This window comes from Streptomyces sp. NPDC029526, assembly GCF_040637405.1.
Classification (GTDB): domain Bacteria; phylum Actinomycetota; class Actinomycetes; order Streptomycetales; family Streptomycetaceae; genus Streptomyces.
In genome coordinates this window covers 366745-393282 of sequence record NZ_JBEZWE010000001.1, presented here as the reverse complement: position 1 = coordinate 393282, position 26538 = coordinate 366745, and the positions used below count along the sequence as shown (strand labels likewise).

23 protein-coding genes are annotated in these 26538 nt (G+C 71.4%); 16 read left to right on the top strand and 7 right to left on the bottom strand.

What is annotated here, in order from left to right:
* Positions 1-24: 24 nt before the first annotated feature.
* Entirely contained in the window at positions 25-237 is a 213-nt protein-coding gene (locus AB0F01_RS01770; protein WP_362089117.1) for a hypothetical protein, read from the top strand.
* Between the two features lie 96 nt (positions 238-333).
* On the opposite strand, the gene AB0F01_RS01765 is transcribed toward AB0F01_RS01770, so the two are convergent.
* A complete protein-coding gene (locus tag AB0F01_RS01765) occupies positions 334-1074 on the bottom strand; it encodes a methyltransferase domain-containing protein (protein ID WP_362090178.1) in 741 nt (246 codons plus the stop codon).
* Between the two features lie 80 nt (positions 1075-1154).
* Positions 1155-1793, bottom strand: a complete 639-nt coding sequence (locus AB0F01_RS01760) for a DUF3043 domain-containing protein (protein WP_362090176.1) — start codon at positions 1791-1793, stop codon at positions 1155-1157.
* Positions 1794-2074: 281 nt separating this feature from the next.
* On the opposite strand from AB0F01_RS01760, the gene AB0F01_RS01755 reads away from it, so the two are divergent.
* The 5 genes from AB0F01_RS01755 to AB0F01_RS01735 all read left to right on the top strand — a co-directional run bounded on the left by AB0F01_RS01755 (position 2075) and on the right by AB0F01_RS01735 (position 9146).
* Positions 2075-2866 (top strand): PspA/IM30 family protein, encoded by a 792-nt coding sequence (locus tag AB0F01_RS01755; protein WP_275404107.1) that lies wholly within the window; start codon positions 2075-2077, stop codon positions 2864-2866.
* A gap of 39 nt (positions 2867-2905) precedes the next feature.
* Entirely contained in the window at positions 2906-3187 is a 282-nt protein-coding gene (locus AB0F01_RS01750) for a hypothetical protein (RefSeq protein ID WP_362089116.1), read from the top strand.
* Positions 3188-3796: 609 nt separating this feature from the next.
* Positions 3797-5125, top strand: coding sequence for a sensor histidine kinase (locus tag AB0F01_RS01745; protein WP_362089115.1), 1329 nt, complete (start codon positions 3797-3799; stop codon positions 5123-5125).
* 25 nt (positions 5126-5150) lie between these two features.
* Positions 5151-5837, top strand: coding sequence for a response regulator transcription factor (locus AB0F01_RS01740; RefSeq protein WP_362089114.1), 687 nt, complete (start codon positions 5151-5153; stop codon positions 5835-5837).
* Between the two features lie 156 nt (positions 5838-5993).
* Positions 5994-9146: an efflux RND transporter permease subunit gene (locus tag AB0F01_RS01735; protein WP_362089113.1), complete on the top strand. Its 3153-nt coding sequence runs from the start codon at positions 5994-5996 to the stop codon at positions 9144-9146.
* 281 nt (positions 9147-9427) lie between these two features.
* Here the strand turns inward: AB0F01_RS01735 and nadA are convergent, their stop codons facing one another.
* Complete coding sequence (gene nadA, locus AB0F01_RS01730) at positions 9428-10612, bottom strand: quinolinate synthase NadA (RefSeq protein WP_362089112.1); 1185 nt, start codon at positions 10610-10612, stop codon at positions 9428-9430.
* A gap of 337 nt (positions 10613-10949) precedes the next feature.
* Between nadA and erpA the strand changes: the two genes are divergently transcribed.
* Positions 10950-11306: an iron-sulfur cluster insertion protein ErpA gene (erpA, locus tag AB0F01_RS01725; protein WP_164332385.1), complete on the top strand. Its 357-nt coding sequence runs from the start codon at positions 10950-10952 to the stop codon at positions 11304-11306.
* A 132-nt stretch (positions 11307-11438) separates the two neighbouring features.
* On the opposite strand, the gene AB0F01_RS01720 is transcribed toward erpA, so the two are convergent.
* Positions 11439-13730: a hypothetical protein gene (locus AB0F01_RS01720; protein WP_362089111.1), complete on the bottom strand. Its 2292-nt coding sequence runs from the start codon at positions 13728-13730 to the stop codon at positions 11439-11441.
* 229 nt (positions 13731-13959) lie between these two features.
* Positions 13960-14169 carry a hypothetical protein gene (locus AB0F01_RS01715; protein WP_362089110.1) on the bottom strand — a complete coding sequence of 70 codons (210 nt, stop codon included), beginning with the start codon at positions 14167-14169 and terminating at the stop codon, positions 13960-13962.
* A 129-nt stretch (positions 14170-14298) separates the two neighbouring features.
* Here AB0F01_RS01715 and AB0F01_RS01710 point away from each other — a divergent pair, with 129 nt between their 5' ends.
* Entirely contained in the window at positions 14299-15273 is a 975-nt protein-coding gene (locus AB0F01_RS01710) for a carbohydrate kinase family protein (RefSeq protein ID WP_362089109.1), read from the top strand.
* A gap of 21 nt (positions 15274-15294) precedes the next feature.
* On the opposite strand, the gene AB0F01_RS01705 is transcribed toward AB0F01_RS01710, so the two are convergent.
* On the bottom strand, positions 15295-16683 hold the full coding sequence (locus AB0F01_RS01705; RefSeq protein WP_362089108.1) for an aminotransferase class V-fold PLP-dependent enzyme: 1389 nt from the start codon (positions 16681-16683) through the stop codon (positions 15295-15297).
* A gap of 398 nt (positions 16684-17081) precedes the next feature.
* On the opposite strand from AB0F01_RS01705, the gene coxB reads away from it, so the two are divergent.
* The 4 genes from coxB to AB0F01_RS01685 all read left to right on the top strand — a co-directional run bounded on the left by coxB (position 17082) and on the right by AB0F01_RS01685 (position 21532).
* Positions 17082-18002, top strand: a complete 921-nt coding sequence (gene coxB, locus AB0F01_RS01700; RefSeq protein ID WP_362090174.1) for a cytochrome c oxidase subunit II — start codon at positions 17082-17084, stop codon at positions 18000-18002.
* A complete protein-coding gene (gene ctaD, locus AB0F01_RS01695; RefSeq protein WP_362089107.1) occupies positions 17999-19735 on the top strand; it encodes a cytochrome c oxidase subunit I in 1737 nt (578 codons plus the stop codon). The genes coxB and ctaD overlap by 4 nt, the downstream gene beginning before the upstream one ends.
* Entirely contained in the window at positions 19732-20130 is a 399-nt protein-coding gene (locus tag AB0F01_RS01690; RefSeq protein ID WP_362089106.1) for a cytochrome c oxidase subunit 4, read from the top strand. The genes ctaD and AB0F01_RS01690 overlap by 4 nt, the downstream gene beginning before the upstream one ends.
* Before the next feature lie 139 nt (positions 20131-20269).
* A complete protein-coding gene (locus tag AB0F01_RS01685) occupies positions 20270-21532 on the top strand; it encodes an Ig-like domain-containing protein (RefSeq protein ID WP_362089105.1) in 1263 nt (420 codons plus the stop codon).
* Positions 21533-21640: 108 nt separating this feature from the next.
* Here AB0F01_RS01685 and AB0F01_RS01680 read toward each other — a convergent pair whose 3' ends face one another.
* Positions 21641-22042, bottom strand: a complete 402-nt coding sequence (locus AB0F01_RS01680) for a hypothetical protein (protein ID WP_362089104.1) — start codon at positions 22040-22042, stop codon at positions 21641-21643.
* A 201-nt stretch (positions 22043-22243) separates the two neighbouring features.
* On the opposite strand from AB0F01_RS01680, the gene AB0F01_RS01675 reads away from it, so the two are divergent.
* The 4 genes from AB0F01_RS01675 to AB0F01_RS01660 all read left to right on the top strand — a co-directional run bounded on the left by AB0F01_RS01675 (position 22244) and on the right by AB0F01_RS01660 (position 26437).
* On the top strand, positions 22244-22855 hold the full coding sequence (locus AB0F01_RS01675; RefSeq protein WP_362089103.1) for a heme-copper oxidase subunit III: 612 nt from the start codon (positions 22244-22246) through the stop codon (positions 22853-22855).
* Positions 22856-22935: 80 nt separating this feature from the next.
* Positions 22936-23748: a c-type cytochrome gene (locus AB0F01_RS01670; protein WP_164338243.1), complete on the top strand. Its 813-nt coding sequence runs from the start codon at positions 22936-22938 to the stop codon at positions 23746-23748.
* Positions 23745-24803, top strand: coding sequence for a Rieske 2Fe-2S domain-containing protein (locus tag AB0F01_RS01665; RefSeq protein WP_362089102.1), 1059 nt, complete (start codon positions 23745-23747; stop codon positions 24801-24803). The genes AB0F01_RS01670 and AB0F01_RS01665 overlap by 4 nt, the downstream gene beginning before the upstream one ends.
* On the top strand, positions 24800-26437 hold the full coding sequence (locus AB0F01_RS01660; protein ID WP_362089101.1) for a cytochrome bc complex cytochrome b subunit: 1638 nt from the start codon (positions 24800-24802) through the stop codon (positions 26435-26437). The genes AB0F01_RS01665 and AB0F01_RS01660 overlap by 4 nt, the downstream gene beginning before the upstream one ends.
* Positions 26438-26538: the final 101 nt, after the last annotated feature.

Sequence of the window (26538 nt, the reverse complement as noted above, 5' to 3'; positions counted from 1 at the left end):
TGTTCACACCTCTGGGAGGCGTACGTGGCGGCATGGACGTGGCGGTTCGAGAAGGCCGACGGGACGCAGGTCGAGCCCGCGGTGCGGCCGGAGGACTTCACGACCCAGGGGGACGCCGAGTCCTGGATCGGGGAGAACTGGAAGGAGCTGCTGGAGGGTGGCGCCGATCAGGTGCGGCTCTTCGAGGACTCCACCGAGATCTACGGACCGATGAGTCTGCACGCCCAGGACGCGTGAGCCGGGGGCGGGGGCCGACGGGCCCTCGCCCCGCACCCGCCGCCCTCCGTGGCGTCGCCCGCGCCGGGGACGTCGCGGGGTCACCGCTCCGTGGGGTCAGCCGCGCACGCCGCACAGGTGCAGCAGCGCCGCCACCCCGCGGTACGGGTCCGTGCGGCCCGCCTTCTCCTCCACCGCGAGCAGGGTCTGGAGGTCCTCCGGGAGACCGGCGCCGTCCGCGGCGGTGTCCGTGAAGACCCGGACGCCGTACCAGGTCTGCAGCGGGGCGCCGATGCCCGAGAGGGTGGCCGTCATCTTCTGCAGCCGGTCGGCCCGGCCCTCCGCCCCGGGGCGGGGCGGTGCCTCCTCCTCGGAGCCGGTGCGCGAGTGCGGCAGCCGGGCGGTCGCGCGGAAGGCGGCCAGCGCGCCGGACCAGTCGCCCGACAGACCGGGACGCATCGCCAGGGCGTCGCCGTTGCGCACCAGCAGCGACAGCAGGCCGCCGGGCGCGAGCATCCGGGCCAGCCCCGCGACCAGCGGGTCCGGCTCCGCCTCGTACATCAGCACGCCGTGGCAGAGCACCACGTCGAAACTACCGGGCAGGAAGTGCACGCCGGTGTCCCGGCCGTCGCCCTCGACGATCCGCATCCGCTCCCGGATGCCCTCGGGCTCCCCGGCCAGCGCCTCACGGGCCGCGGCGATCCGCCCCGGCTCCCGCTCCAGCCCGGTCACCTGGTGACCGGCCCGGGCGAGCCGCAGCGCCTGCGCGCCCCGGCCCATGCCGACGTCCAGCACGCGCAGCCGGCGGCCGACCGGGAAACGCGCGACGATCTGCTCCTCCAGCTGGCGGGCGACCAGCTCCTGCCGGACGACGTCCCGCAACGCGCCGGCCGGGGCCGGCCGGGTGTCCGCGGCGCCGTCCGCGAACGGCGTCGCGCTCAGGGCCGTTCCCCGCGCTTCACCTGGGGCTTGGGCAGCCGCAGCCGCCGCATCTGCAGCGACCGCATCAGCGCGTAGGGGACGGCGCCGCGGCGGTGTTCGTCGGGGAAGCGCTCCGCCAGCCGCTTCTTCAGCCGGAAGCCGGTGACGATCGAGTCGAGCACGATCATCACGATGACGACCAGCCAGAGCAGGAGCGCCGCGTTCTGGATCTGCGGCACCCGGATCACGCTGAGCACCAGGATGATCACGGCCATCGGCAGGAAGTACTCGGCGATGTTGAACCGCGAGTCGACGAAGTCACGGGCGAACCGCCGCACCGGGCCCTTGTCCCGGGCGGGCAGGTAACGCTCGTCGCCGGTGGCCAGCGCCTGGCGCTGCCGCTCCAGCGCGGCTCGGCGCTCCTCGCGCTGCCGCTTGGCGGCCTCCTTGCGCGTCATCGTGGTGTTGGCCACGCTGCGGCGCTGGGACTGGGCCACACTCCGCTTCGGCGTGGGACGCCCCTTGGGGGCCTCCGGGTGACGGGGCTGCTTGGAGTCGGTCACCGTCGCCTTGTCGGCGGCCGGAGCCTTCTCTTCCTTGGCACGGCTTCGGAACACAAAACCCAAGGGTACGGGGTACCCGGGGTTGGACCACAGTCCGGTGGGGAACGATCCGGCAACACCGGACGTCTGTAGGGGGACAGAGGGAACGTCGTGGGCACGCCGTACCCGGCCTCCGGGTGCGTCACCGGGGCCGGTACCCGGGGATCACCTACTCCTTGCGCGGGATCGGCAGGGCGGTCAGTCGTCCTTGGGGAGGAGCCCATCCGTCCCCGGACAGTGCGGTAATGGATGCAGGGCCCGTACTGTGGGTCTTGTCGCAGACCTGTGAGCTGGAGTCCGTCAGAAGGGGGCGCGCGAAGCCCATGAGCGGTGTCATGAAGCGTATGGGGATGATCTTCCGCGCGAAGGCGAACAAGGCCCTTGACCGGGCCGAGGACCCGCGCGAAACCCTCGATTACTCGTACCAGAAGCAGCTGGAGCTGCTCCAGAAGGTCCGCCGCGGTGTCGCCGACGTGGCGACGAGCCGCAAGCGTCTGGAGCTCCAGCTGAACCAGCTCCAGTCGCAGTCCTCCAAGCTGGAGGACCAGGGCCGCAAGGCGCTCGCGCTGGGCCGCGAGGACCTGGCCCGTGAGGCGCTGTCCCGCCGTGCCGCGCTCCAGCAGCAGGTGACGGACCTGGAGACGCAGCACGCGACGCTCCAGGGCGAGGAGGAGAAACTCACCCTCGCGGCCCAGCGGCTGCAGGCCAAGGTGGACGCCTTCCGCACCAAGAAGGAGACCATCAAGGCGACCTACACCGCCGCCCAGGCGCAGACCCGGATCGGCGAGGCCTTCTCCGGCATCTCCGAGGAGATGGGCGACGTCGGACTGGCCATCCAGCGGGCGGAGGACAAGACGGCGCAGCTCCAGGCGCGGGCCGGCGCCATCGACGAGCTGCTCGCCTCCGGCGCCCTGGACGACCCGTCCGGCACGCACAAGGACGACCTCCAGGCCGAGCTGGACCGGCTCTCCGGTGGTACGGATGTGGAACTGGAACTGCAGCGGATGAAGGCCGAGCTGGCGGGCGGCCCGAGCGCGGGGCAGCAGGCCATCGAGGGCGGCACCGGCCAGGCCGACCCCCGCACCCAGCAGCAGCCGCAGGACACCCCGCGCTTCGACAAGCAGTAGCACCGCCGGCCGCCGGGATCCACGCCTGAGGAGGGCGACGTGATCGTACGGATCATGGGGGAGGGGCAGGTGGCTCTCGCCGAGAGCCACCTCTCCGAGCTCGACAAACTGGACGAGGAACTGCTCGCCGAGATGGACAACGGCGACGGTCCGGGCTTCCGGACCACGCTCCGGGCGCTGCTCGACAAGGTCCACGAACTCGGTGAGCCCCTGCCGGACGACTCCCTGGAGCCGTCCGACCTCATCCTGCCGTCCCCGGACGCGACCATCGAGGAGGTCAGGGACCTGCTGAACGACGACGGGCTGATCCCCGGCGTCTGACGTTCCCCGGCAGCCCTCGGCGGTCGGTCCCCGGCGGTCGGTTCCTGACAGTCGGTTCCTGACGGTCCGGCCGCCACGGCCGGTCCCCGACGGCTCCGACGGCGTCCCACACCGCTGCGACGGCGTCGCACGACACCGAGTCGCCTCCGCGAAGTCCGGGGGCGGCTCCGTGCCGGCGCGGGTACTCGGCGCTCACCGAGAGTTTCGGTGGGCTTCATGGGTTCCACGGGCGTCTGTGGGATGGGCTGCGCGGGCTCCGTCGACCTCAGCTTCGTGGGCCTCCCCGGGCCTCGGTGGCCTCTCAGGTCCCGCTGTCCCACCGACCCCATGCGTTGCACCGGACCCTGCGGCCCCCGAACCTGCCGGCTCTCCCAGCCGCTTTCCGGGCCCTGCCGCCCGCGGCCTGTTCGGATGGGATGGTCCGGGTGCGCCGGACGGTCCGGACGGTCCGGACGCGGGCGCCGCGCCCCGCTCGGCGTGGAGGCCACCGTCCCGACACCAGTGCCCGCCCCCGGCGGTCGTCGCCCCTCCCTGGCATGGGAGTCCGCCCCCGCCCCGGCAGGCCGAGCCCGCCCGGGCGCCGTGCCGGCGGGGCTACCGTAGACGCCCGTGAGCACCTTGACGCGCGCCCGGTGCCGGCTGCGGGCCCACCCCTTCGCCCTCGACGCCGCGCTGGCCGCGGCCGTCCTGGTCTGCATGGTGGTCGGCTCCTTCGTGGACCCGCACGGCCCCGAAGGCGTCACCTGGAGCCTGCGCACCCCCGGCCCGCTCGGGCTGGCGCTGATGGCCCTCGGCGCCGTCGCCCTGGCCTTCCGGCGCCGTGCCCCGCGGACCGTCCTCGCCGTCACCGGCGCCGCCTCCGTGCTCGACTCCCTCACCGGCGACCCCCGCGCCCCCGTCGCCATGTGCGCGGTGATCGCGCTCTACACCGTCGCCTCCGCCACCGACCGGCCCACCACCTGGCGTCTCGGGCTGCTCACCATGACGGTCCTGACCGGCACCGCGATGGCCGCCGGGCCCCTGCCCTGGTACGCGCAGGAGAACCTGGCGATCTTCGCCTGGACCGGCATCGGCGCCTCCGCCGGCGACGCCGTCCGCAGCCGCCGCGCGGTCGTCCGGGCGATCCGGGAACGCGCCGAGCGCGCCGAACGCACCCGCGAGGAGGAGGCCCGGCGCCGGGTCGCCGAGGAGCGCCTGCGCATCGCCCGGGACCTGCACGACGTCGTCGCCCACCACATCGCCCTGGTCAACGTCCAGGCCGGGGTCGCCTCGCACGTCATGGACAGGCGGCCCGACCAGGCCAGGGAGGCGCTCGCCCACGTCCGCGAGGCCAGCCGCTCCGCGCTGGAGGAACTGCGCGCCACCGTGGGCCTGCTCCGGCAGTCGGGTGACCCCGAGGCGCCGACCGAGCCGGCCCCCGGCCTGGACCGCCTCGACGAGCTGGCGGGCACGTTCCGCAGTGCCGGGCTCCGGGTCGAGGTGGCCCGCGACCTGCGGGACACCACGCTGCCCGCCACCGTCGACTCGGCCGCCTACCGGATCGTGCAGGAGGCCCTCACCAACGTGCAGAAGCACGCCGGCAGCGGGGCCAGGGCGGAGATCAGCATCGTCCGCGTCGGCCGGAACGTCGAGATCACCGTGCTGGACGACGGCACCGACGAGGACCCTGCCCCCGCCCCCGGCGGCGGGCACGGGCTGCTGGGCATGCGGGAACGGGTCACCGCCCTGCGCGGCACCCTCACCACCGGCCCCCGCTACGGCGGCGGCTTCCGCGTCCATGCGATCCTGCCCCTCCAGACCCGCACCGCGCCCGCCGACGCCACCACGGCCACCCGCACCGGCCCTGAGGCCGCCACCGACGCCCCGGCCACCACCACGGCCACCCGCACCGACGACACCACGAGACCGCCCACCGCGACGGCCGCCGACGGCCCGTGACCCGCGCATCCCCGGGGGAGACCGCATGACCATCCGTGTCCTGCTCGCCGACGACCAGGCCCTGCTGCGCAGCGCCTTCCGCGTCCTCGTCGACTCCGAGCCGGACATGGAGGTGGTGGGAGAGGCGTCCGACGGGGCGGAGGCGGTCCGGCTGGCCCGCGAGCAGCGCGCCGACGTGGTCCTCATGGACATCCGGATGCCCGGCACCGACGGACTCGCCGCCACCCGTCTGATCAGCGCGGACCCCGACCTCGCCGCGGTCCGCGTGGTCATACTGACCACCTTCGAGGTCGACGACTACGTGGTGCAGTCGCTGCGCGCCGGCGCCTCCGGCTTCCTCGGCAAGGGCTCCGAACCCGAGGAACTGCTCAACGCCATCCGCATCGCCGCCGACGGCGAGGCCCTGCTGTCCCCGGCCGCCACCAAGGGCTTGATCGCCCGCTTCCTCGCCCAGCGCGACCCGGCCGACGGCACCCACCGCGACCCGGCCCGCGCCGAACGGCTCGACTCGCTCACCGTCCGGGAGCGCGAGGTGCTGGTCCAGGTGGCCGGGGGCCACTCCAACGACGAGATCGCCGAGCGCCTCGAGGTGAGCCCGCTCACCGTGAAGACGCACGTCAACCGGGCCATGAGCAAGCTGGGTGCCCGCGACCGGGCCCAACTGGTCGTCATCGCCTACGAGTCCGGCCTGGTACGTCCGAAGGCGGACTGACCTCACCCCGGTGTACTGCGGGGGGAGTAGGGGCTGTAGAAGGAAATGGACCACGGGGCGACGGATCGCCCGTCGCCGATGGCCCAGTGTGTACAGCGGGCGCCGCCACGCCCGTCCACGCACTTCTGCCGCTCACAGAAGAGAGACCCGTAACCCATGTCCTGGCTGTCCAGATTCAGCCTCGCGCAACGGGCGCTGATCGGACTGATGTCGATCGTCGCGCTCGTCTTCGGGGCGATCGCGATACCCCAACTCAAGCAGCAGCTGCTGCCCACCATCGAACTCCCGATGGTGTCCGTCCTCGCGCCCTACCAGGGCGCGTCCCCGGAGGTCGTCGAGAAGCAGGTCGTCGAGCCCCTCGAGGACAACCTCGAAGCCGTCGACGGCATCTCCGGCGTCACCTCCACCGCCGGCGAGGGCAACGCCGTCATCATGGCGTCCTTCGACTACGGCAACGACACCAAGCAGCTCGTCGCCGACGTCCAGCAGGCCGTCAACCGGGCCCGGGTCATGCTGCCGGACTCGGTCGATCCGCAGGTCGTGGCCGGTTCCACGGACGACATCCCGGCCGTGGTCCTCGCCGTCACCTCCGACAAGGACCAGCAGGCCCTCGCCGACCAGCTCGACCGGACCGTGGTGCCCGCCCTGAAGGACATCGACGGCGTCGGCCAGGTCATGGTCGACGGCGTGCGCGACCTCCAGGTCACCGTCACCCCCGACCCGAAGAAGCTCGCCGAGGCGGGGCTCACCCCGCAGTCGCTGGCCCAGGCGCTCCAGGCCGGCGGGGCGACCGTCCCGGCCGGATCCTTCGACGAGGACGGCGCCAACCGCACCGTCCAGGTCGGCGGCGGCTTCACCTCGCTGAAGCAGATCGAGGACCTCCGGGTCACCGCCGAGCCGGGCAAGGGCAAGCCGGTCCGGCTCGCCTCGGTCGCCGAGGTGAAGCAGGAGGAGGCCCGCGCCACCTCCCTGACCCGCACCAACGGCCGGCCCAGCCTCGCCGTGATGGTCACCATGGACCACGACGGCAGCGCGGTCGCCATCTCGGAGGCCGTCCAGGACAAGCTGCCCGAGCTGCGCGAGGACCTCGGGTCCGGGGCCTCCCTCACCGTCGTCAGCGACCAGGGCCCGGCCGTCTCCCAGGCCATCGAGGGCCTCACCACCGAGGGCGCCCTCGGCCTGGTCTTCGCCGTCCTGGTCATCCTGGTCTTCCTGGCCTCGATCCGGTCGACCCTGGTGACCGCGGTGTCCATCCCGCTGTCCGTGGTGCTCGCCCTGATCGTGCTGTGGACGCGCGACCTGTCGCTGAACATGCTGACGCTGGGTGCGCTGACCATCGCCATCGGCCGCGTGGTGGACGACTCCATCGTGGTCCTGGAGAACATCAAGCGGCACCTCGGCTACGGCGAGGAGCGCCACGAGGCGATCATGAAGGCCGTGCGGGAGGTGGCCGGGGCGGTGACGTCCGCGACGCTCACCACCGTCGCCGTTTTCCTGCCGATCGGTCTGGTCGGCGGCATGGTGGGCGAGCTGTTCGGCTCCTTCAGCCTCACCGTGACGGCCGCGCTGCTGGCGTCCCTGCTGGTGTCGCTGACGGTCGTGCCGGTGCTGTCGTACTGGTTCCTGCGCCCGCCGAAGGGCACCCCCGAGGACGCGGCGGAGGCCCGCCGGCTGGCCGAGGAGAAGGAGGCGAAGAGCAGGCTCCAGCGCGGCTACCTGGCCGTCCTGCGCTTCGCCACCCGCCGCCGGCTGGCCAGCCTGGCCATCGCCGTGGTCGTGCTGATCGGCACGCTCGCCATGGCCCCGCTGCTCAAGACCAACTTCTTCGACCAGGGCGAGCAGAAGGTCCTCACCGTGCGGCAGGAGCTGGACCCCGGCACCAGCCTCGCGGCGACCGACGCCCAGGCGAAGAAGGTCGAGAAGCTGCTCGGCGACACCGAGGGCGTCAAGGACTTCCAGGTGACGGTCGGCTCGTCCGGCTTCATGGCCGCCTTCGGCGGCGGTACGGACACCAACCAGGCGACCTACCAGGTGATGCTGGAGGACTCCGCGTCCTCCGACGACGTCCGGGACGCCCTGAAGAAGGGCCTCGCCGGTCTCGACGGCCTCGGCACCACGACCGTGGCCGCCGGGGACGGCTTCTCCAGCCAGGACCTCAGCGTCGTCGTCAAGGCGGCCGACGCCCAGGTGCTGCGCAAGGCCACCGACCAGGTCCAGGAGGCCGTCGCCTCCCTGGACGACGTCACCGACGTGAGCAGCGACCTGGCGCAAAGCGTGCCCCGCATCTCGGTGCGCGCCAACGAGAAGGCCGCCGCGGCGGGCTTCGACGACCAGAGCCTCGGCGGCGTCGTCGCCCAGGCGGTGCGCGGGACCCCGGCCGCCAAGGTGGTCCTGGACGACGCCGAGCGTGACGTCGTCATCCGTTCGGCGCAGTCGGCCGGCACCCTGGCCGAGCTGAAGAAGCTGCCGCTGGGCCCGGTGGAGCTGGGTGACATCGCCACCGTCGAGCTGGTGGACGGCCCGGTCTCCATGACCCGGATCGACGGCCAGCGGTCGGCCACCGTCACCGCGACGCCGACCGGCGACAACACCGGCGCGGTCGGGACGGCCCTCCAGGCGAAGATCAAGTCGCTGACGCTGCCGGCGGGTGCCTCCGCCGAGATCGGCGGCGTCACCGAGGACCAGGACGAGGCGTTCCTCAACCTGGGCCTGGCGATGCTCGCGGCGATCGCGATCGTCTTCATGCTGCTGGTGGGCACCTTCCGGTCGCTGGCCCAGCCGCTGATCCTGCTGGTGTCCGTGCCGTTCGCTGCGACCGGCGCCCTGGGCCTGCTGCTCGTCACCGGCACCCCGATGGGCGTCCCGGCGATGATCGGCATGCTGATGCTGATCGGCATCGTGGTCACCAACGCGATCGTGCTGATCGACCTGATCAACCAGTACCGCGCACGGGGCCACGGCGTCATCGAGGCGGTCCTGGAGGGTGGCCGCCACCGGCTGCGGCCCATCCTGATGACGGCGCTGGCGACGATCTTCGCCCTGCTGCCGATGGCGCTCGGCGTCACCGGCGAGGGCGGCTTCATCGCCCAGCCGCTGGCCGTGGTGGTGATCGGCGGTCTGATCACGTCGACGCTGCTCACCCTGCTCCTGGTGCCGACGCTCTACGCGATGCTGGAGCTGCGCAAGGAGCGGCGCGCGAAGAAGAAGGCGCTGAAGAAGGGCACGGCCGGTCCGGAGGAGGCGGAGTCCTCCGCGGACACCTCCGGGGATGCTGCCGCCTCGGACGAGGCGGCCCCGGCGCAGGTCTGACCCGGAGCACGAACGGCCCCGCACCGGTGCGTTCCGGTGCGGGGCCGCTCCGGTCGCCAGGGGAGGCCGTGCCCGTCCGGCGGCAGCCGTGCCCGTCCGGCGGCACACGGGAAGCCGCGGGAAGCCGCGTCCGTCCGTCCGGCCGCACCGGGGGCCGTGTCCGTCCGGCCCCGCGCACGGCGGACGGTGCCCGTCCCGCCGCACACGGAAGAAGGCCCACCCGGCATCGAGGTTCCGGGTGGGCCTTCGTCATGGGCGGCCGGGCACGGGGGCCCGGGCCGTCACGGCAGCGCCAGCATGCGCTCCAGCGCGAGCTTGGCGAAGGACTCCGTCTCCTTGTCGACCTCGATGCGGTTGACCAGGTTGCCCTCGGCGAGGGACTCCAGGGCCCACACCAGGTGCGGCAGGTCGATGCGGTTCATGGTGGAGCAGAAGCACACCGTGCGGTCGAGGAAGACGACTTCCTTGCCCTCGGGCGCGAACCGGTTCGCCAGCCGGCGGACCAGGTTCAGCTCGGTGCCGATGGCCCACTTGGAGCCGGCCGGGGCCGCCTCCAGCGTCCTGATGATGTACTCGGTCGACCCGACGTAGTCGGCCGCGGCGACGACCTCGTGCCGGCACTCGGGGTGGACCAGCACGTTGACGTCCGGGATGCGCTCGCGCACGTCGTTGACCGAGTCCAGGCTGAACCGGCCGTGCACCGAGCAGTGGCCGCGCCACAGGATCATCTTCGCGGAGCGCAGTTCGTCGGCGGTCAGGCCGCCGTTCGGCTTGTGCGGGTTGTAGACGACGCAGTCCTCCAGCGACATGCCCATGTCCCGCACCGCGGTGTTGCGGCCCAGGTGCTGGTCGGGCAGGAACAGCACCTTCTCGCCCTGCTCGAACGCCCAGTCGAGGGCGCGGCGGGCGTTGGAGGAGGTGCAGATCGTGCCGCCGTGCTTGCCCGTGAACGCCTTGATGTCGGCGGACGAGTTCATGTACGAGACGGGCACGACCTGCTCGGCTATGCCGGCCTCGGTCAGCACGTCCCAGCACTCGGCGACCTGCTCGGCGGTGGCCATGTCGGCCATGGAGCAGCCGGCCGCCAGGTCCGGGAGGACCACCTTCTGGTCGTCGCCGGTCAGGATGTCGGCCGACTCGGCCATGAAGTGCACACCGCAGAAGACGATGTACTCGGCCTGCGGGCGGGCGGCGGCGTCCCGGGCCAGCTTGAAGGAGTCGCCCGTGACGTCGGCGAACTGGATGACCTCGTCGCGCTGGTAGTGGTGGCCGAGGACGAAGACCTTGTCGCCCAGCTTCTCCTTGGCCGCGCGGGCGCGTTCCACCAGGTCCGGGTCGGAGGGCGAGGGCAGGTCGCCGGGACACTCCACACCGCGCTCGCTCTTCGGGTCGGCCTCACGGCCGAGGAGCAGCAGGGCGAGGGGCGTCGGCTGTACGTCGAGCTCCTGGGTCTGGGCGGTGGTCACGACACGCACCCTTTCTGTTCTGCGGCTCGCCGGGCCCGTCAGGACCGGATCCGGCGGGACATGCGGGACACCGTTGCGACTTTTCGTCGGATTGACGCTATCTATCATAACCGCTTCACGTCACTTTGACGACGGCCATAGCGTCCATGTGACGTGAATCCCGGCCCGGGGCACGGGTATTCCCGGAACGGGCAGCAAGGGCCGTTCTCCCCACACGGGGGCGTGTGCGAGCATGAAGACGGAGCGGGAAAACGAGCTCCCGGCCCGGAATGAATCCGCGGCCCCGCCGGTTGCAACCGTCGGCAAGCAGTCTCCGTACAACCCGGGAGAGATGTAGATGTCCGTATCGGACGAGACCACCACCGTCACCGACGGCATCGTTCTGACCGACGCCGCCGCGGGCAAGGTCAAGGCCCTGCTCGACCAGGAAGGCCGTGACGACCTCGCCCTGCGCGTCGCCGTCCAGCCCGGCGGCTGCTCCGGCCTGCGGTACCAGCTCTTCTTCGACGAGCGCTCCCTCGACGGTGACGTGGTCAAGGACTTCGACGGCGTGAAGGTCGTCACCGACCGCATGAGCGCCCCGTACCTCGGCGGCGCCACCATCGACTTCGTGGACACCATCGAGAAGCAGGGCTTCACCATCGACAACCCGAACGCGACCGGCTCCTGCGCCTGCGGCGACTCCTTCAGCTGACCCGCACCGCGGCCGGGCGGTAGCCGGGCCGGGACCTCCCGGAACGGCGCGCACGACGCGTACGACGAAGGCGGCGGCCCCCTCCACGGGGGTCGCCGCCTTCGTGTGTCCTCCCGGCCGCCGGGCCGCGCGTCAGCTGCGCTCGCCGGACGGTGCCGGGAGCCGCGCGCCGTCCTTGTGCAGCGGCACGGCGTCGCCGTCCCGGTCCACGACCTCGCGGTCGCCGAGCGGGGCGTCGAGCCTCACCGTCTGCTGGTACTGCTTGGCGATCAGGATGCAGACCTCGCCGGGCCGCGTCTTCTCCGTGACGGTCACCGTCACCTTGCCGCCGCTCTCACGCGCCGTCGTGGTGTAGTCCGCGCACACCCCGCCGGTGAACGTCACGGTCAGCTCGTCGCCCTCGGCCGTGTAGCCCTCCACGTCCACGGGGCGCTCGGCGGGCGCCGAGGTCGGCTCGTCGCCCGGCCCCGAGGGCGCCGCACTGCCCTCACCGGAGCGGGTGGCGGAGGCCAGGTACTCCGGGTCCACCGCGGGGTACGTCACCGTCGAGGTCTCCCGCACACCCGGCGTGCGCACCTCGAACAGCCAGGACGGCACCAGGGCCGGCTGCCCGTCCACGGAGTGCGAGGCCAGCCCGAACACGGCCCGGTCGACGGTCAGCGTCTCCTTGCCGTCCGTGCCGCCCCCCTCGTCCTTCGGCGGTACCGCGGAGGTCTCCTGGCAGGGCACCCCGCCGTTCTCCCCGCCCTCGTCCAGCGGCGCGGGAGTGGCGCAGCCGCCGATGCCGCCGCGCCGGTCGGCTCCCGGCGCCGCGTTCATCAGCTTCAGCGCCCGCTCGGCTCCCACCACCGGGTAGGTGTCCGACTTCGCCGGCTTCAGCAGCCGCCCCTGGGCGCCGCCCACGGCGCCGTCGGAGCCGACCGTGACCACCGTGTCCCAGCCGTGGGTCGGCAGCCCGCCGACCTCCGGAGCGGCGTTCACCGTCCGGTCGGTGCCCACGGCCCGGCTCGCGTCCAGCTTGGCCGTGTCCTGGCCCAGCGCCTTCAGCAGCGGCAGGGCGGCCTTCTCGGCGGCCTCCTCGGACACCGGCGGCGCGTCGGCCGGCGGCACCTTGCAGGTGGCCCCCTTGCAGTTGTCGGTGCTCAGGGCGTTCCGGCTGAACGTCCAGGCGCCGGGCGCCTTCTGGTCCACCCGGAGCACGGGCCCCGAGCCGTCCTTGCCGCCGATCCGCCAGCTCCCGCCCTCGGCCACCGGCCGGCCCTCGACGCCGAGCGCCTTCGCCAGGCCGCTCACCTGCTCCTGCGTGACCGGTCCCGGCGTCCGGTACACCGGGGCCGAGCCGGGCCCCTTCGGCAGCGGACCGTCGGCGCGGTAGACGGCCCCGTAGGGGTTGGGCTCGCCCGGCGCGATACCGGGCACCCCGCCCTCGGCGTAGCCGTCCAGGGCGAGCGGCGGGGGAGTGGGGTCGCCGTTGGCCCCCGGGGTCGTGTCGGCGCCGGAACCGGACCCGCCGGCCAGCCCCGTGGCGAGGTACGCCCCACCGCCCCCGACCAGCAGTACGGCGGCGGCCACGGAGGCGATCAGCACGGGCGTCCGCCGCGCCGCCCCCGTCCGGTGCCCCTTCCCGTCCGGGTCGTCCGCCCGCGAGGCGTCACCGGAGCCATCAGAGCCGCCGGGGGAGCCGACGGAGTCGGAGGAACGAGACGGTTCCGAGGACTCGGGCGAGTCGGGGAAGCGAGACGGTTCCGAGGACTCGGGCGAGTCGAGGGAGTCGGGAGACTTGGTGGAGCCGGGGGAGCTGGGGGAGTCGGCGGAGCCGGACGGCTCGGGCGAGCCGGCGGGACGCGACGGCGAAGCCCCGGCCGAACCGTTTCCGCCCGGCTTCTCCGCGTCCGCGGCCGGGGTGTCCTCGGCGGACGCGGACCCGGCGGTGCCAGGCTCACCGTCCCTGTCCCTGTCCCTGTCCCTGTCCCTGCCCCCGTCGTCCGGCGCATGGTCGTCCGGCGCACCGGCGTCCGGCGCGCCCTCGGCCCGGGCGTCCTCCGGGCCGTCGCCGGAGCTTCCGGAACCCTCCGGGTCCTCGGTGTCACCCGAGCGCGCCGGGCCCTCCTCGGACCCGCCGGTGCCCCCGGGCTCGCCGAGTCCGCCCGCACCGCCGCTCGCGTCACCGGACTGCCCGGCCCCGGAGCCGACGTCCGTCGCCCCGCCCCCGTCCACGGCCCCGGGCCGCTCGGCGGACTCCCCGCCGCCCCCGCGCGCTCCGGGCTCCGGCTGCTCCGCCCGCTCCCTCTGCTCCCGGCCCCGGGCGGCGGCGTTCCCGTCGTCGCCGACGCCGCCCGCCGGAGCGCCCCCGGTGTCGCGCGCGTTGCCGGCGGCCCGTGCCTCGGCGCCGGCGTCGTCGTTGTCGGGTCGCTCGGTGTTCACCGCATCGCTCCTTCGGCTGCACAGCTGTCCCGGAAGACCCTGCCCGGTCGTGCCGGGACTGCTGAGGGGTCGTATCCCGCATCCCCTTTACGGGGGACAGCGATGGGACGCAGCGGGGGAGCGCACGGTTCCACCCGGCCTGCCGGGCAGGTCCGGGCCGCCCGCCGGACGGGGCCCCGGGACCTGACCGCCAAGGACGCCGTACGGGGCCGTCGCGGCGGGGACCGCCTCAGTCGCCGTAGTCCGACATGGCGTCCAGCAGGCGGGCCGACGAGGTCGGCACCGACACACCGTGGATCAGGGAGGGGGACACCGGGTGGTGGGCGCCCCGGTCGGGCACCGCCCAGTGCCCAGCCATCCGGGCGCAGTCACCGCGCAGCGACGCCAGGTCGCCCTCGACATCGGCCTGCGTGGTCGTGTGGACCTTGAGGTTCGTCATGTTCGCACCGTAGGCACGCCGGAGGTCACGAAGAAAGATCTACTATCGGGTAGTTTTGGCTGCTTCTACGGGCGGTCCCCACCCGGTAGCGTGAAGTGTCAAGCCCCCTCCCCCTGGAGAGTCCACGCCGTGCGCATCGCAGTCACCGGCTCCATCGCCACCGACCACCTCATGACGTTCCCCGGCCGCTTCGCCGACCAGCTCGTCGCGGACCAGTTGCACACGGTCTCGCTGTCCTTCCTGGTCGACAACCTGGACGTGCGCCGGGGAGGTGTGGGCGCGAACATCGCCTTCGGCATGGGCCAGCTCGGCACCGAGCCGATCCTCGTCGGCGCCGCGGGTGCCGACTTCGACGAGTACCGGGCCTGGCTCGACCGGCACGGCGTCGACACCGACTCCGTCCGCATCTCCGAGACCCTGCACACCGCCCGGTTCGTGTGCACCACGGACGCCGACCACAACCAGATCGGCTCCTTCTACACCGGCGCCATGAGCGAGGCCCGCCTCATCGAGCTGAAGACCGTCGCCGACCGGGTGGGCGGACTCGACCTGGTCCTCATCGGCGCCGACGACCCGGAGGGCATGCTCCGGCACACCGAGGAGTGCCGGGCCCGGAACATCCCCTTCGCCGCCGACTTCTCCCAGCAGATCGCCCGGATGAGCGGGGAGGAGATCCGGATACTGCTGGACGGGGCGACCTACCTCTTCTCCAACGAGTACGAGAAGGGGCTCATCGAGAGCAAGACGGGCTGGAGCGACGCCGAGATCCTCGACCGGGTCGGCCACCGCGTCACCACCCTCGGCGCGCGCGGCGTCCGCATCGAGCGGGCCGGCGAGCAGCCCGTCGAGGTCGGCTGCCCCGAGGAGGAGCGCAAGGTCGACCCGACCGGTGTCGGCGACGCCTTCCGCGCGGGCTTCCTGTCCGGACTGGCCTGGGGCGTCTCCCTGGAACGCGCCGCCCAGGTCGGCTGCATGCTCGCCACCCTGGTCATCGAGACCGTCGGCACCCAGGAGTACCAGCTGCGCCGCGCCCACTTCATGGACCGCTTCGCGCGGGCCTACGGCGACGAGGCCGCGGCCGAGGTGCAGAAGCACCTCTCCTGACGGCCCCCCTGCCGGAAGGTGCTACGACAGCCGGCGGACCACATGGGCCGAGCCCCGGTCCGCCGGCTCCTCGCCGACGTACTCCTGGCCGCGCATCTCGCACCACGCGGGGATGTCCAGCCGGGCCGCCTCGTCGTCGGAGAGCACCCGGACCGTGCCGCCCACCGGCACGTCCCCGATCACCTTGGCGAGCTCGATCACCGGGATCGGGCAGCGCCGCCCGAGCGCGTCCACGACCAGCGCGTCGTCCCCGCCGCCCACCGGGGCGGAGCCGACGGCGCCCGGGGCGCCCAGCTGCTCCCGCACCCGGGCCACCACCGGGGGCAGCTCGGCCAGGAACCGCTCGACGTCCTCCTCCGGCGTCCCCGGCGGCAGCGAGACGCGGACGTTGCCCTCGCTGAGCACCCCCATCGCCTTCAGCACGTGGCTCGGCGTCAGGGTGCTGCTGGTGCAGGAGGAACCGGACGAGACGGAGAAACCGGCGCGGTCCAGCTCGTGCAGCACCGTCTCCCCGTCGACGTAGAGGCAGGAGAAGGTGACGGTCCCCGGCAGCCGCCGCACCGGGTCGCCCACCACCTCGACGTCCGCCACCAGCCGCGGCACCCGCTCCCGGATCCGGTCCGTCAGCTCCCGCAGCCGCGCGGCCTCCTGGGCCGCCTCCGCGCGCACCGCCCGCAGCGAGGCCGCCGCCGCGACGATCGCCGGGATGTTCTCGAAGCCGGCGGCCCGCCCCGACTCCCGCTCGTCGGCGGGCCCCCGGGGCGCGAAGCGCACCCCCTTGCGCACCGCCAGCAGGCCCACCCCGGGCGGTCCGCCCCACTTGTGGGCGCTCGCCGCCAGCAGCGACCAGCCCTCCGGCACCGGGCCCCAGCCCAGCGACTGGGCCGCGTCCACCAGCAGGGGGACGCCCGCCGCCCGGCAGTGCGCGGCCACCTCGGCCACCGGCTGCTCGGTGCCCACCTCGTGGTTGGCGGACTGCAGACAGGCCAGCGCGGTGTCCGGGCGCAGGGCGGCGGCGTAGCCGGCGGGGTCGACGGCGCCCGTCCGGTCCACCGCCACCTCGGTGACCTCGCCGCCGTCGGCGCGGTGAACGTCCGCCGCGTGCAGCACCGAAGAGTGTTCGACCGCCGACACGATCAGGTGACGGCCGGTCCGCCGCCGCCCGGCCAGCGCGCCCGCCATGCCGGAGTGCACCGCCAGGGTGCCGGAGGAGGTGAACGTCAGTTCGTCGGGACGGCACCCCACGGCCTCCGCCGCCGCCTCGCGGGCCGCGTCGAGCAGCATCCGCGCCCGCCGGCCCTCCCGGTACAGCCGCGCGGGGTCGGCCCATCCCTCGTCGAGGGAGGCCAACAGCGCCTGACGGGCCACGGGATGGAGGGGAGCGGCGGAAGCGGCGTCGAAGTAACCCACACGGCAACGGTAGAGCGTGCGGGGCCCTCCCGGCAGCGCGGGGGAGTCGTAGGATCGACCCGGCGGGGGCTCCGTCCGGCTTCTCCGACGGGACCCGCCCGGGCTCCGCCGGCCTCCCGAACGGGCCCTGGCGGGCGGTTCGTCCCACCCGTTCAGGGTGACCCGCGGCGCGTATGCCACCCTCCCCGCGACCCCCCGAAGGGCGTCGGCTAGGGTTTGGTCCGCATAAACATCCAAACCCCTGCCCGACGCAGGGCGGCGACCGACCAGCGAGAAGGCCAGGCCGCAGCCGTACAGCGCGGGCGAGACTCTCGGGAAGGCGCTACGTGAGTCCCAACGGCTCCGACCTCCCCCACCGCCTGAAGGGCGTGGGCGGTACCCCCAAGCCGCGGCGCCCGATGCGGCGGAAGCTGCTGCAGGCATCGACCGCGGGCCTGGTCCTGGCGACCGCCACCGGTTGCACCTGGGAGGACTTCCCCCGCCTTGGTATGCCCACCCCGACCACGGAAGAGGCTCCCCGGATCCTCTCCCTGTGGCAGGGCTCGTGGGCGGCCGCGCTCGCCGTGGGCGTTCTGGTGTGGGGTCTGATCCTGTGGAGTGCTTTCTTCCACAGGCGCAGCCGCACCAAGGTGGAGGTCCCTCCGCAGACCCGGTACAACATGCCTCTCGAGGCGCTGTACACGGTGGTCCCCCTCCTCATCGTCTCGGTGCTGTTCTATTTCACGGCCCGTGACGAATCCGAGCTGATGAAGCTCGAAAGCAAGCCCGATGTCACGGTCAACGTGGTCGGCTTCCAGTGGAGCTGGTGCTTCAACTACGTCGAGAACGTGGACGGTTCCACCGGCGACGCCAAGACCGCCAAGGAACTGGACGCGATCCCGGACCGCTACAGGGACGCCTTCCCGGCCGACGCCGGCGGTGTCCACGACTGCGGTACCCCCTCGACGAGGAACCCGCAGACCAACAACCCGGGCCCCACCATGTGGCTGCCCGAGGGCAAGCGGGTGCGCTTCATCCTGACGTCGCGCGATGTCATCCACTCCTTCTGGGTGGTGCCGTTCCTGATGAAGCAGGACGTCATCCCGGGCCACACCAACGCCTTCGAGGTGACCCCCAGCCGTGAGGGCACCTTCCTCGGCAAGTGCGCCGAGCTGTGCGGTGTGGACCACGCCCGGATGCTGTTCAACGTGAAGGTCGTCTCGCCGGAGCGCTACGAGCAGCACCTCAACGACCTCGTCAAGAAGGGGCAGACCGGTTATGTGCCCGCGGGCATCGAGCAGTCGGGTCCCGAGAAGAACCGGGAGGTGAGCGTCCTGTGAGCATCATCAACGAACCCCAGGGCGTCACGGCGGCCGAGGGCTCCTACGAGAGCGAGCTGCCGGTCCGCGCCAAGCGGCCGGGCAGCGTCGTGGTGAAGTGGCTGACGACCACCGACCACAAGACCATCGGCACGATGTACCTGACGACGTCGTTCATCTTCTTCGTCATCGGCGGCATCATGGCGCTGGTCATGCGCGCCGAACTGGCCCGTCCGGGCCTGCAGATCCTGTCGAACGAGCAGTTCAACCAGGCGTTCACCATGCATGGCACGCTCATGCTGCTGATGTTCGCCACCCCGCTGTTCGTCGGCTTCGCGAACTGGATCATGCCGCTGCAGATCGGCGCGCCCGACGTGGCGTTCCCGCGGCTGAACATGTTCGCCTACTGGCTCTACCTGTTCGGCTCGCTGATCGCGCTCGCCGGCTTCCTCACGCCGGACGGCGCCGCCAGCTTCGGCTGGACCGGTTACGCCCCGCTCTCGGACGCGATCCGCTCGCCCGGCATGGGGTCCGACCTGTGGATCATGGGCCTGGCCTTCCAGGGCTTCGGCACCATCCTCGGCTCGGTCAACTTCATCACCACGATCATCTGCATGCGCGCACCGGGACTCACCATGTTCCGGCTGCCGATCTTCACCTGGAACGTGCTGCTGACCGGTGTCCTGGTCCTGCTCGCCTTCCCGGTGCTGGCGGCGGCACTGCTCGCGCTGGAGGTGGACCGCAAGTTCGGGGCGCACATCTTCGACCCGACCAACGGCGGGGCGCTGCTGTGGCAGCACCTGTTCTGGTTCTTCGGCCACCCCGAGGTGTACATCATCGCGCTGCCGTTCTTCGGCATCGTCAGTGAGATCGTCCCGGTCTTCGCGCGCAAGCCGATCTTCGGCTACATGGGCCTGGTCGGCGCGACCATCGCGATCGCCGGTCTGTCGGTGACGGTGTGGGCGCACCACATGTACGCCACGGGCGGCGTGCTGCTCCCGTTCTTCTCCTTCATGACCTTCCTGATCGCGGTTCCGACCGGTGTGAAGTTCTTCAACTGGGTCGGCACCATGTGGCGGGGCTCGCTGAGCTTCGAGACGCCGATGCTGTGGTCGCTGGGCTTCCTGGTCACCTTCCTCTTCGGTGGTCTGACCGGCGTCATCCTGGCGTCGCCGCCGCTGGACTTCCACGTGACCGACTCCTACTTCGTGGTGGCGCACTTCCACTACGTGGTGTTCGGCACCGTCGTCTTCGCGATGTTCGCCGGATTCCACTTCTGGTGGCCGAAGTTCACCGGCAAGATGCTCGACGAGCGGCTCGGCAAGATCACCTTCTGGACGCTGTTCATCGGCTTCCACGGCACCTTCCTGGTCCAGCACTGGCTGGGTGCCGAGGGCATGCCGCGCCGGTACTCGGACTACCTGGCGGCCGACGGCTTCACCGCCCTGAACACGGTCTCCACGATCGCCTCGTTCCTGCTCGGCATGTCGCTGCTGCCGTTCTTCTACAACGTCTGGAAGACGGCCAAGTACGGCAAGATGGTCGGCGTCGACGACCCGTGGGGCTACGGCCGCTCCCTGGAGTGGGCCACGTCCTGCCCGCCGCCCCGGCACAACTTCCTCACGCTGCCGCGCATCCGCAGTGAATCCCCGGCCTTCGACCTCCACCACCCGGAGATCGCCGCCCTCGACGAGCTCGAGAACGTCGGTCACGGAGAGAAGGCCCTCTCCGGCGGCAAGGAGGCCGGCAAGTGAAGATCCAGGGCAAGATGTTCATGTGGCTGAGCGTCTTCCTGCTCATCGTGGCGGTCGTCTACGGTGTGTGGTCCAAGGAAGCGGTCGGCACCACAGCCCTCTTCCTGGCCTTCGGCCTGGCCGTCATGATCGGCTTCTACCTCGGCTTCACGGCCAAGCGGGTCGACGTCGGCGCTCAGGACAACAAGGAAGCGGACGTCGCGGACGACGCCGGCGAGGTCGGGTTCTTCAGCCCGCACAGCTGGCAGCCGCTGTTCCTGGCGCTCGGCTGTGCCCTCGGCTTCATGGCGATCGCCGTGGGCTGGTGGCTGATGTACTTCTCCATCCCGCTGATCGCGGCGGGCATCTGGGGCTGGACCTTCGAGTACTACCGCGGCGAGAACCGCACCCAGTAGGTCCCGTACCACGCCCGAGGCACCCAGGGGCCCGGACACTCCGTCAGGAGCGTCCGGGCCCCTGCGTCTGCCGCAATCCGCATCACTCGTTCGAGGCGTCCAGCGCGCCGCGATTGACGCGGCTCCCTAGCGTGAGGTCATGAGAAACGACCCGCGCATCCGCACCGTCGTCGGCTGCACGCTGCTGGTGATCGCACTCGGTGCGGGCGTCACCGGCTGCTCCTCCGACGGCAACCCGCTGTCCGGCGAGCCCTACGACGCGGCGGACCAGATCTCCTTCAACGGCCCCACCGGCGACGACCGGCCGGCCGACCCCGACAAGCCGCTGGAGATCGTCGCCGAGGACTCCGACGGGCGCATCACCGACGTCACCGCCGTCGACGCCTCCGGCCGCTACCTGGCGGGCGAACTCGCCGCCGACGGCAGCCGCTGGCACAGCACCTCGCCGCTGGCCGCCGACTCCGCCTACACGGTGCGGGTGAGCACGGAGGACGGCGACGGGGCCCCCGGCCGCAGGGTGCTCACCTTCACCACCGGCAAGCCCTCCAAGACCAAGCGCCTCGGGGTCGCCTTCGGGCCGAAGCCCGGCACCTACGGCGTCGGCCAGCCCGTCACCGCGGAACTCGACGCGCCCGTCCAGGACCCCGCCCAGCGGGCCGTGGTCGAACGCGCCCTCAAGGTCGAGTCCACCCCCGCCGTGAGCGGCGCCTGGCACTGGGTGGACGACAAGAAGCTGCACTACCGCCCCAAGGACTACTGGCCCGCCGACGCCACCGTCCGGGTCCGCAGCACCCTGGAGGGCATCAAGGTCAACGACCGCCTGCGCGGAGGCAAGGCCGAGCCGCTGACCTTCAACACCGGCGACCGTGTCATAGCCGTGACCGACGCCGCCGCGCACCGGCTGACGGTCTACAAGAACGGCGAGGAGGTCAAGTCGATCCCCGTCACCACCGGCAAGCCCGGCTTCGAGACCCGCAACGGCGTCAAGGTGGTCCTCGCCAAGGAACGCTTCGTGCGGATGCGCAGCAGCACCGTCGGCATCGCCGAGGGCTCCTCCGAGTCCTACGACCTGAACGTCAGCTTCGCCACCCGCGTCACATGGAGCGGCGAGTACGTGCACGCCGCCCCCTGGTCCGTCGGCTCCCAGGGCTACGCCAACGTCAGCCACGGCTGCGTGGGCATGAGCACCGGCAACGCGCAGTGGTTCTTCGACACCGTCCGGGAGGGCGACCTCGTCGAGGTCGTGAACTCCGACGGCGACACCATGGAGCCCTTCGGCAACGGCTTCGGGGACTGGAACCTCACCTGGGCCCAGTGGCGCCAGGGCAGCGCCCTGGTCACCGGCAACCCGGAGTCCGCCGGCCCGCAGGAACAGGCCCGGCTGCGCCCCCAGTCGGTCTGAGCCCCGGCCGCGGACGTGAGCCCCCGCCAGGCACGCGCGGCGTTCCCAGGGCCGCCGGCGCGGGTCGCGCGAGGCTCACGGGGGCCGGCCCGACCCGGACGGAAGGGCTCAGGCGCTCTGCAGCCGCTTCTGACGCAGCAGGGACGCCAGGGCCGAGGCGAACTCCACGGGCTCCACCGGCAGCGTCACAGCGGCCTCCGCACGGCTCCAGGTGGCCAGCCAGGCGTCCTGGGGCCGTCCGATGAGCAGCAGCACCGGCGGGCTGTTGAAGATCTCGTCCTTGATCTGCTTGGAGAGCCCCATGCCGCCGATGGGCGTGGCCTCACCGTCGAACACGCAGACGTCGATGCCGCCGCGCTCCAGCTCCTTGATGACGGCCGCCTGGGTCGCGCACTCGACGAACTCCACGACGGGCACGTCCGGAGCGGGCCGCCGGCCGGTGGCGAGGCGCACCTGCTCCCGCGTGTTGGCGTTGTCGCTGTAGACCAGCACGGTGGCGGTCGCCTGCATGGTTCCTCCACACTCCGAGTGAGGGCAGCCTCGTCGGGGACGTCGGGTCCCCGATGGCGCGGATGCTACCCCTTCCGCACGCTCGTCAACACCGGTTCGGACAGGGCTTCGATGGGCCATCCGGGCAGTCCAGGAGGGGCGGACACTCCGAACGGCACCCCCCGGGGTGAGGGCGGGATAAGCGACCGACATAATGTCGGCGTGGCGACAGCAACGACAGTAGATACCGGGCACGCGCACCCGTCGGTCAACCGACCGAACCTCACCAGCGTCGGAACCATCATCTGGCTGAGTTCCGAGCTGATGTTCTTCGCGGCCCTCTTCGCGATGTACTTCACCCTGCGATCGGTGACCGGACCAGACTTCTGGTCGGAGAAGGCCGACACGCTGAACTTCCCGTTCGCGGCGACGAACACCACGATCCTGGTGCTCTCCTCGCTCACCTGCCAGCTCGGCGTGTTCGCCGCCGAGCGCGGTGACGTGAAGAAGCTCCGGATGTGGTTCATCGTCACCTTCATCATGGGATCGGTCTTCATCGGCGGTCAGATCGTCGAGTACACCGAGCTGGTCAAGCACGAGGGCCTGTCCCTCAGCTCCGACCCGTACGGCTCGGTGTTCTACCTGACCACCGGCTTCCACGGCCTGCACGTGACGGGCGGTCTCATCGCCTTCCTGCTGGTCCTGGGCCGCACCTATGCCGCTCGGAGGTTCACCCACGATCAGGCCACAGCCGCCATCGTCGTGTCCTACTACTGGCACTTCGTCGATGTCGTCTGGATCGGTCTGTTCGCGACGATCTACATGATCAAGTAGCCGGGCTCATCACCGCGCGCGCTCCTGACGCGCACCAACCAGAAGCATCGACGCAGAAGATCCTGACACCGGGGTAATCCGTGAAAAAGCTCTCCGCACGACGACGCCACCCGTTGGCGGCGCTCGTGGTTCTCCTCCTCGCGCTGGCATGCACCGGGGGGCTGTACGCCGTGTTCGCGCCCGCGGACAAGGCGCAGGCCGAAGAAACCGCCCAGTCCCTCACCATCGAGGAGGGAAAGAAGCTCTACGCGGTCGGCTGCGCCAGCTGCCACGGCACCGGCGGTCAGGGGACCTCCGACGGGCCGAGCCTGGTGGGCGTGGGCGCCGCGGCCGTGGACTTCCAGGTGGCCACCGGCCGCATGCCGGCCGCCACCTCGCAGAGCGCCCAGGCGCCGCGCAAGCCGGCGGTGTACAGCCAGGCCGAGATCGACCAGCTGGCCGCCTACGTGGCCTCGCTGGGCGCCGGCCCCGCCGTCCCGACGGAGGAGGAGTACGGCCCTCAGGGCGCCGACATCGCCAAGGGCGGTGAACTGTTCCGTACCAACTGCGCGCAGTGCCACAACTTCACCGGTAAGGGTGGCGCCCTGACGCACGGCAAGTACGCTCCGGACCTCGAGGACGTCGATCCGAAGCACGTGTACCAGGCCATGCTCACCGGCCCGCAGAACATGCCCTCGTTCCCCGACAGCGTGCTGACGGTGCAGAACAAGAAGGACATCATCGCGTACCTCCAGGAGGTCAACAGCGACGACTCCGAGAGCCCGGGCGGCCTCGCGCTGGGCTCGCTGGGCCCGGTCGCCGAAGGCCTCTTCGGCTGGGTCTTCGGCCTCGGCGGGCTGATCGCCGTCGCTGTGTGGGTCGCCGCTCGGACCGCAAAGGCCAAGAAGTCATGAGTAGCCAAGACATTCCCGAAGAGAACCTGCCCACCGCGCAGGACACCGCTCACGGCACCGTCGGCGTCGCGGACCAGAAGGACCCGTTCGCCGACCCGGGGCTGCCGCCCCACGAGCACCGGATCCAGGACATCGACGAGCGGGCCGCCAAGCGGTCCGAGCGCACGGTCGCCCTGATGTTCACGGTGTCGATGCTGGCGACCATCGGCTTCATCGTCGCCTTCGTGGCGATCCCGGTCGACAAGATCGTCTACATCTGGACGCTGGGCCACATCAGCGCGCTGAACCTCGCGCTCGGCGTGACGCTCGGCATCGCGCTGTTCGCCATCGGCGCCGGCGCCGTGCACTGGGCCCGCACCCTGATGTCGGACGAGGAGCTCACCGACGAACGGCACCCGATCCAGGCCGCGCCGGACGTCAAGGCCAAGGTCATGGACGACTTCCGGCAGGGCGCCAAGGAGTCGGCCATCGGCCGCCGCAAGCTCATCCGCAACACGATGTTCGGCGCGCTGACCCTGGTGCCGCTGTCCGGTGTCGTGCTGCTGCGCGACCTCGGCCCGCTGCCCGAGGACAAGCTGCGCCACACCGCCTGGTCGAAGGGCAAGCTGCTCATCAACCAGAACACCAACGAGCCGCTGCGCCCGTCCGACATCATCGTCGGCTCGCTCACCTTCGCCCAGCCCGAGGGCCTGGACCCGCACGAGCACGGGTTCCAGAACGAGATCGCCAAGGCAGCGCTGATGCTCGTCCGGATCCAGCCGGAGAACATCAAGGACAAGCGCGCTCTCGAGTGGTCGCACGAGGGGATCCTCGCGTACTCGAAGATCTGCACCCACGTCGGTTGCCCGATCTCCCTGTACGAGCAGCAGACGCACCACGCGCTGTGCCCCTGCCACCAGTCCACCTTCGATCTCTCCGACGGCGCCAAGGTGATCTTCGGTCCCGCCGGTCACGCGCTGCCGCAGCTGCGCATCGGCGTGAACGACGAGGGTTACCTCGAAGCGCACAGCGACTTCGACGAGCCCGTCGGCCCTTCATTCTGGGAGCGCGGATGAGCACCACGACGACCACCGACTCCCGCTCTCGCGGGAAGGCACCGGCCGGCGAGCGCGTCGCCGACTGGGCCGACGGCCGGCTGGGGATCTACTCCCTGGCCAAGGCCAACATGCGGAAGATCTTCCCGGACCACTGGTCCTTCATGCTCGGTGAGATCTGCCTCTACAGCTTCATCATCATCATCCTCACGGGTGTGTACCTGACGCTGTTCTTCCACCCGTCGATGGCCGAGGTGGAGTACCACGGCAGCTACGTCCCGATGCAGGGCCAGCTGATGTCGCAGGCCTACGCCTCGACCCTCGACATCAGCTTCGACGTGCGCGGTGGCCTGCTCATCCGGCAGATCCACCACTGGGCCGCGGTCATCTTCCTGGCCGGCATGTTCGTGCACATGATGCGCGTCTTCTTCACCGGCGCGTTCCGCAAGCCGCGCGAGATCAACTGGCTGTTCGGCTTCCTGCTGTTCGTGCTGGGCATGTTCACCGGCTTCACCGGCTACTCGCTCCCGGACGACCTGCTGTCCGGTACGGGTGTCCGCTTCACGCAGGGCGCGATCCTGTCCGTGCCGATCGTCGGCACGTACATCTCGATGTTCCTGTTCGGCGGGGAGTTCCCGGGGACGGACTTCGTCGCCCGGTTCTACTCGATCCACATCCTGCTGCTGCCGGGCATCATGCTGGGTCTGGTGGTCGCCCACCTGATCCTGGTCTTCTACCACAAGCACACGCAGTTCGCGGGTCCCGGCCGGACCAACAAGAACGTCGTCGGCATGCCGCTGCTGCCGGTGTACATGGCCAAGGCGGGAGGCTTCTTCTTCCTGGTCTTCGGCTTCATCTCGCTGATCGCCGGCCTGGTCACCATCAACCCGATCTGGAACCTGGGCCCGTACCGGCCGGACCTCGTCTCGACGGGTGCCCAGCCGGACTGGTACATGGGCTTCGCCGAGGGTCTGGTCCGCGCCATGCCGGGCTGGGAGATCAACTTCTGGGGCCACACGCTGGTCCTGGGCGTCTTCGTCCCGCTGGTGCTGTTCGGCCTGTTCCTCGGGGTCCTGGCGCTCTACCCGTTCATCGAGTCCTGGATCACCGGGGACAAGCGCGAGCACCACATCCTGGACCGCCCGCGCAACGCCCCGACCCGGACCGGTCTCGGCGTCGCCTGGATCACCGCGTACCTGATCATGCTGGTGGGCGGTGGCAACGACATCGTCGCCACGCACTTCCACCTGTCGATCAACGCGGTCACCTGGTTCGTGCGCATCGGGTTCTTCCTCGGCCCGGTCGTGGCGTTCATCGTCACCAAGCGGATCTGCCTCGGCCTCCAGCGCCGGGACAAGGACAAGGTGCTGCACGGCCGCGAGGCCGGCATCATCAAGCGCCTGCCGCACGGTGAGTTCATCGAGGTGCACGAGCCGCTCAGCCAGGAGCAGCTCCACACGCTCACCGCGCACGAGCAGTACAAGCCGGCGGAGATCGGCCCGACGGTCGACGAGAACGGCGTCGAGCGCAAGGTGAAGGCCACCGAGAAGCTGCGTGCCAAGCTCAGCAAGGCGTACTACGGCCAGGAGTCGCAGATTCCGAAGCCGACCGCCGAGGAGTACAAGGAGATCACCAGCGGCCACGGCCACCACTGATCCCTTCCACCGCTGAGCGAAGCGTCGCCACACCACGGTCGAAGGCCCCCGTCCGGTCCGCGGACGGGGGCCTTCGCCGTGTCCGGGGCTGGATAGGGTGG

Coding starts and splice junctions, on each gene's coding strand:
- AB0F01_RS01755 (WP_275404107.1), top strand. CDS start 2,075: ATGAAGCGTATGGGGATGATCTTCCGCGCGAAGGCGAACAAGGCCCTT.
- AB0F01_RS01740 (WP_362089114.1), top strand. CDS start 5,151: ATGACCATCCGTGTCCTGCTCGCCGACGACCAGGCCCTGCTGCGCAGC.
- AB0F01_RS01735 (WP_362089113.1), top strand. CDS start 5,994: ATGTCCTGGCTGTCCAGATTCAGCCTCGCGCAACGGGCGCTGATCGGA.
- erpA (WP_164332385.1), top strand. CDS start 10,950: ATGTCCGTATCGGACGAGACCACCACCGTCACCGACGGCATCGTTCTG.
- AB0F01_RS01715 (WP_362089110.1), bottom strand. CDS start 14,169: ATGACGAACCTCAAGGTCCACACGACCACGCAGGCCGATGTCGAGGGC.
- coxB (WP_362090174.1), top strand. CDS start 17,082: ATGCGGCGGAAGCTGCTGCAGGCATCGACCGCGGGCCTGGTCCTGGCG.
- AB0F01_RS01685 (WP_362089105.1), top strand. CDS start 20,270: ATGAGAAACGACCCGCGCATCCGCACCGTCGTCGGCTGCACGCTGCTG.
- AB0F01_RS01680 (WP_362089104.1), bottom strand. CDS start 22,042: ATGCAGGCGACCGCCACCGTGCTGGTCTACAGCGACAACGCCAACACG.
- AB0F01_RS01665 (WP_362089102.1), top strand. CDS start 23,745: ATGAGTAGCCAAGACATTCCCGAAGAGAACCTGCCCACCGCGCAGGAC.
- AB0F01_RS01660 (WP_362089101.1), top strand. CDS start 24,800: ATGAGCACCACGACGACCACCGACTCCCGCTCTCGCGGGAAGGCACCG.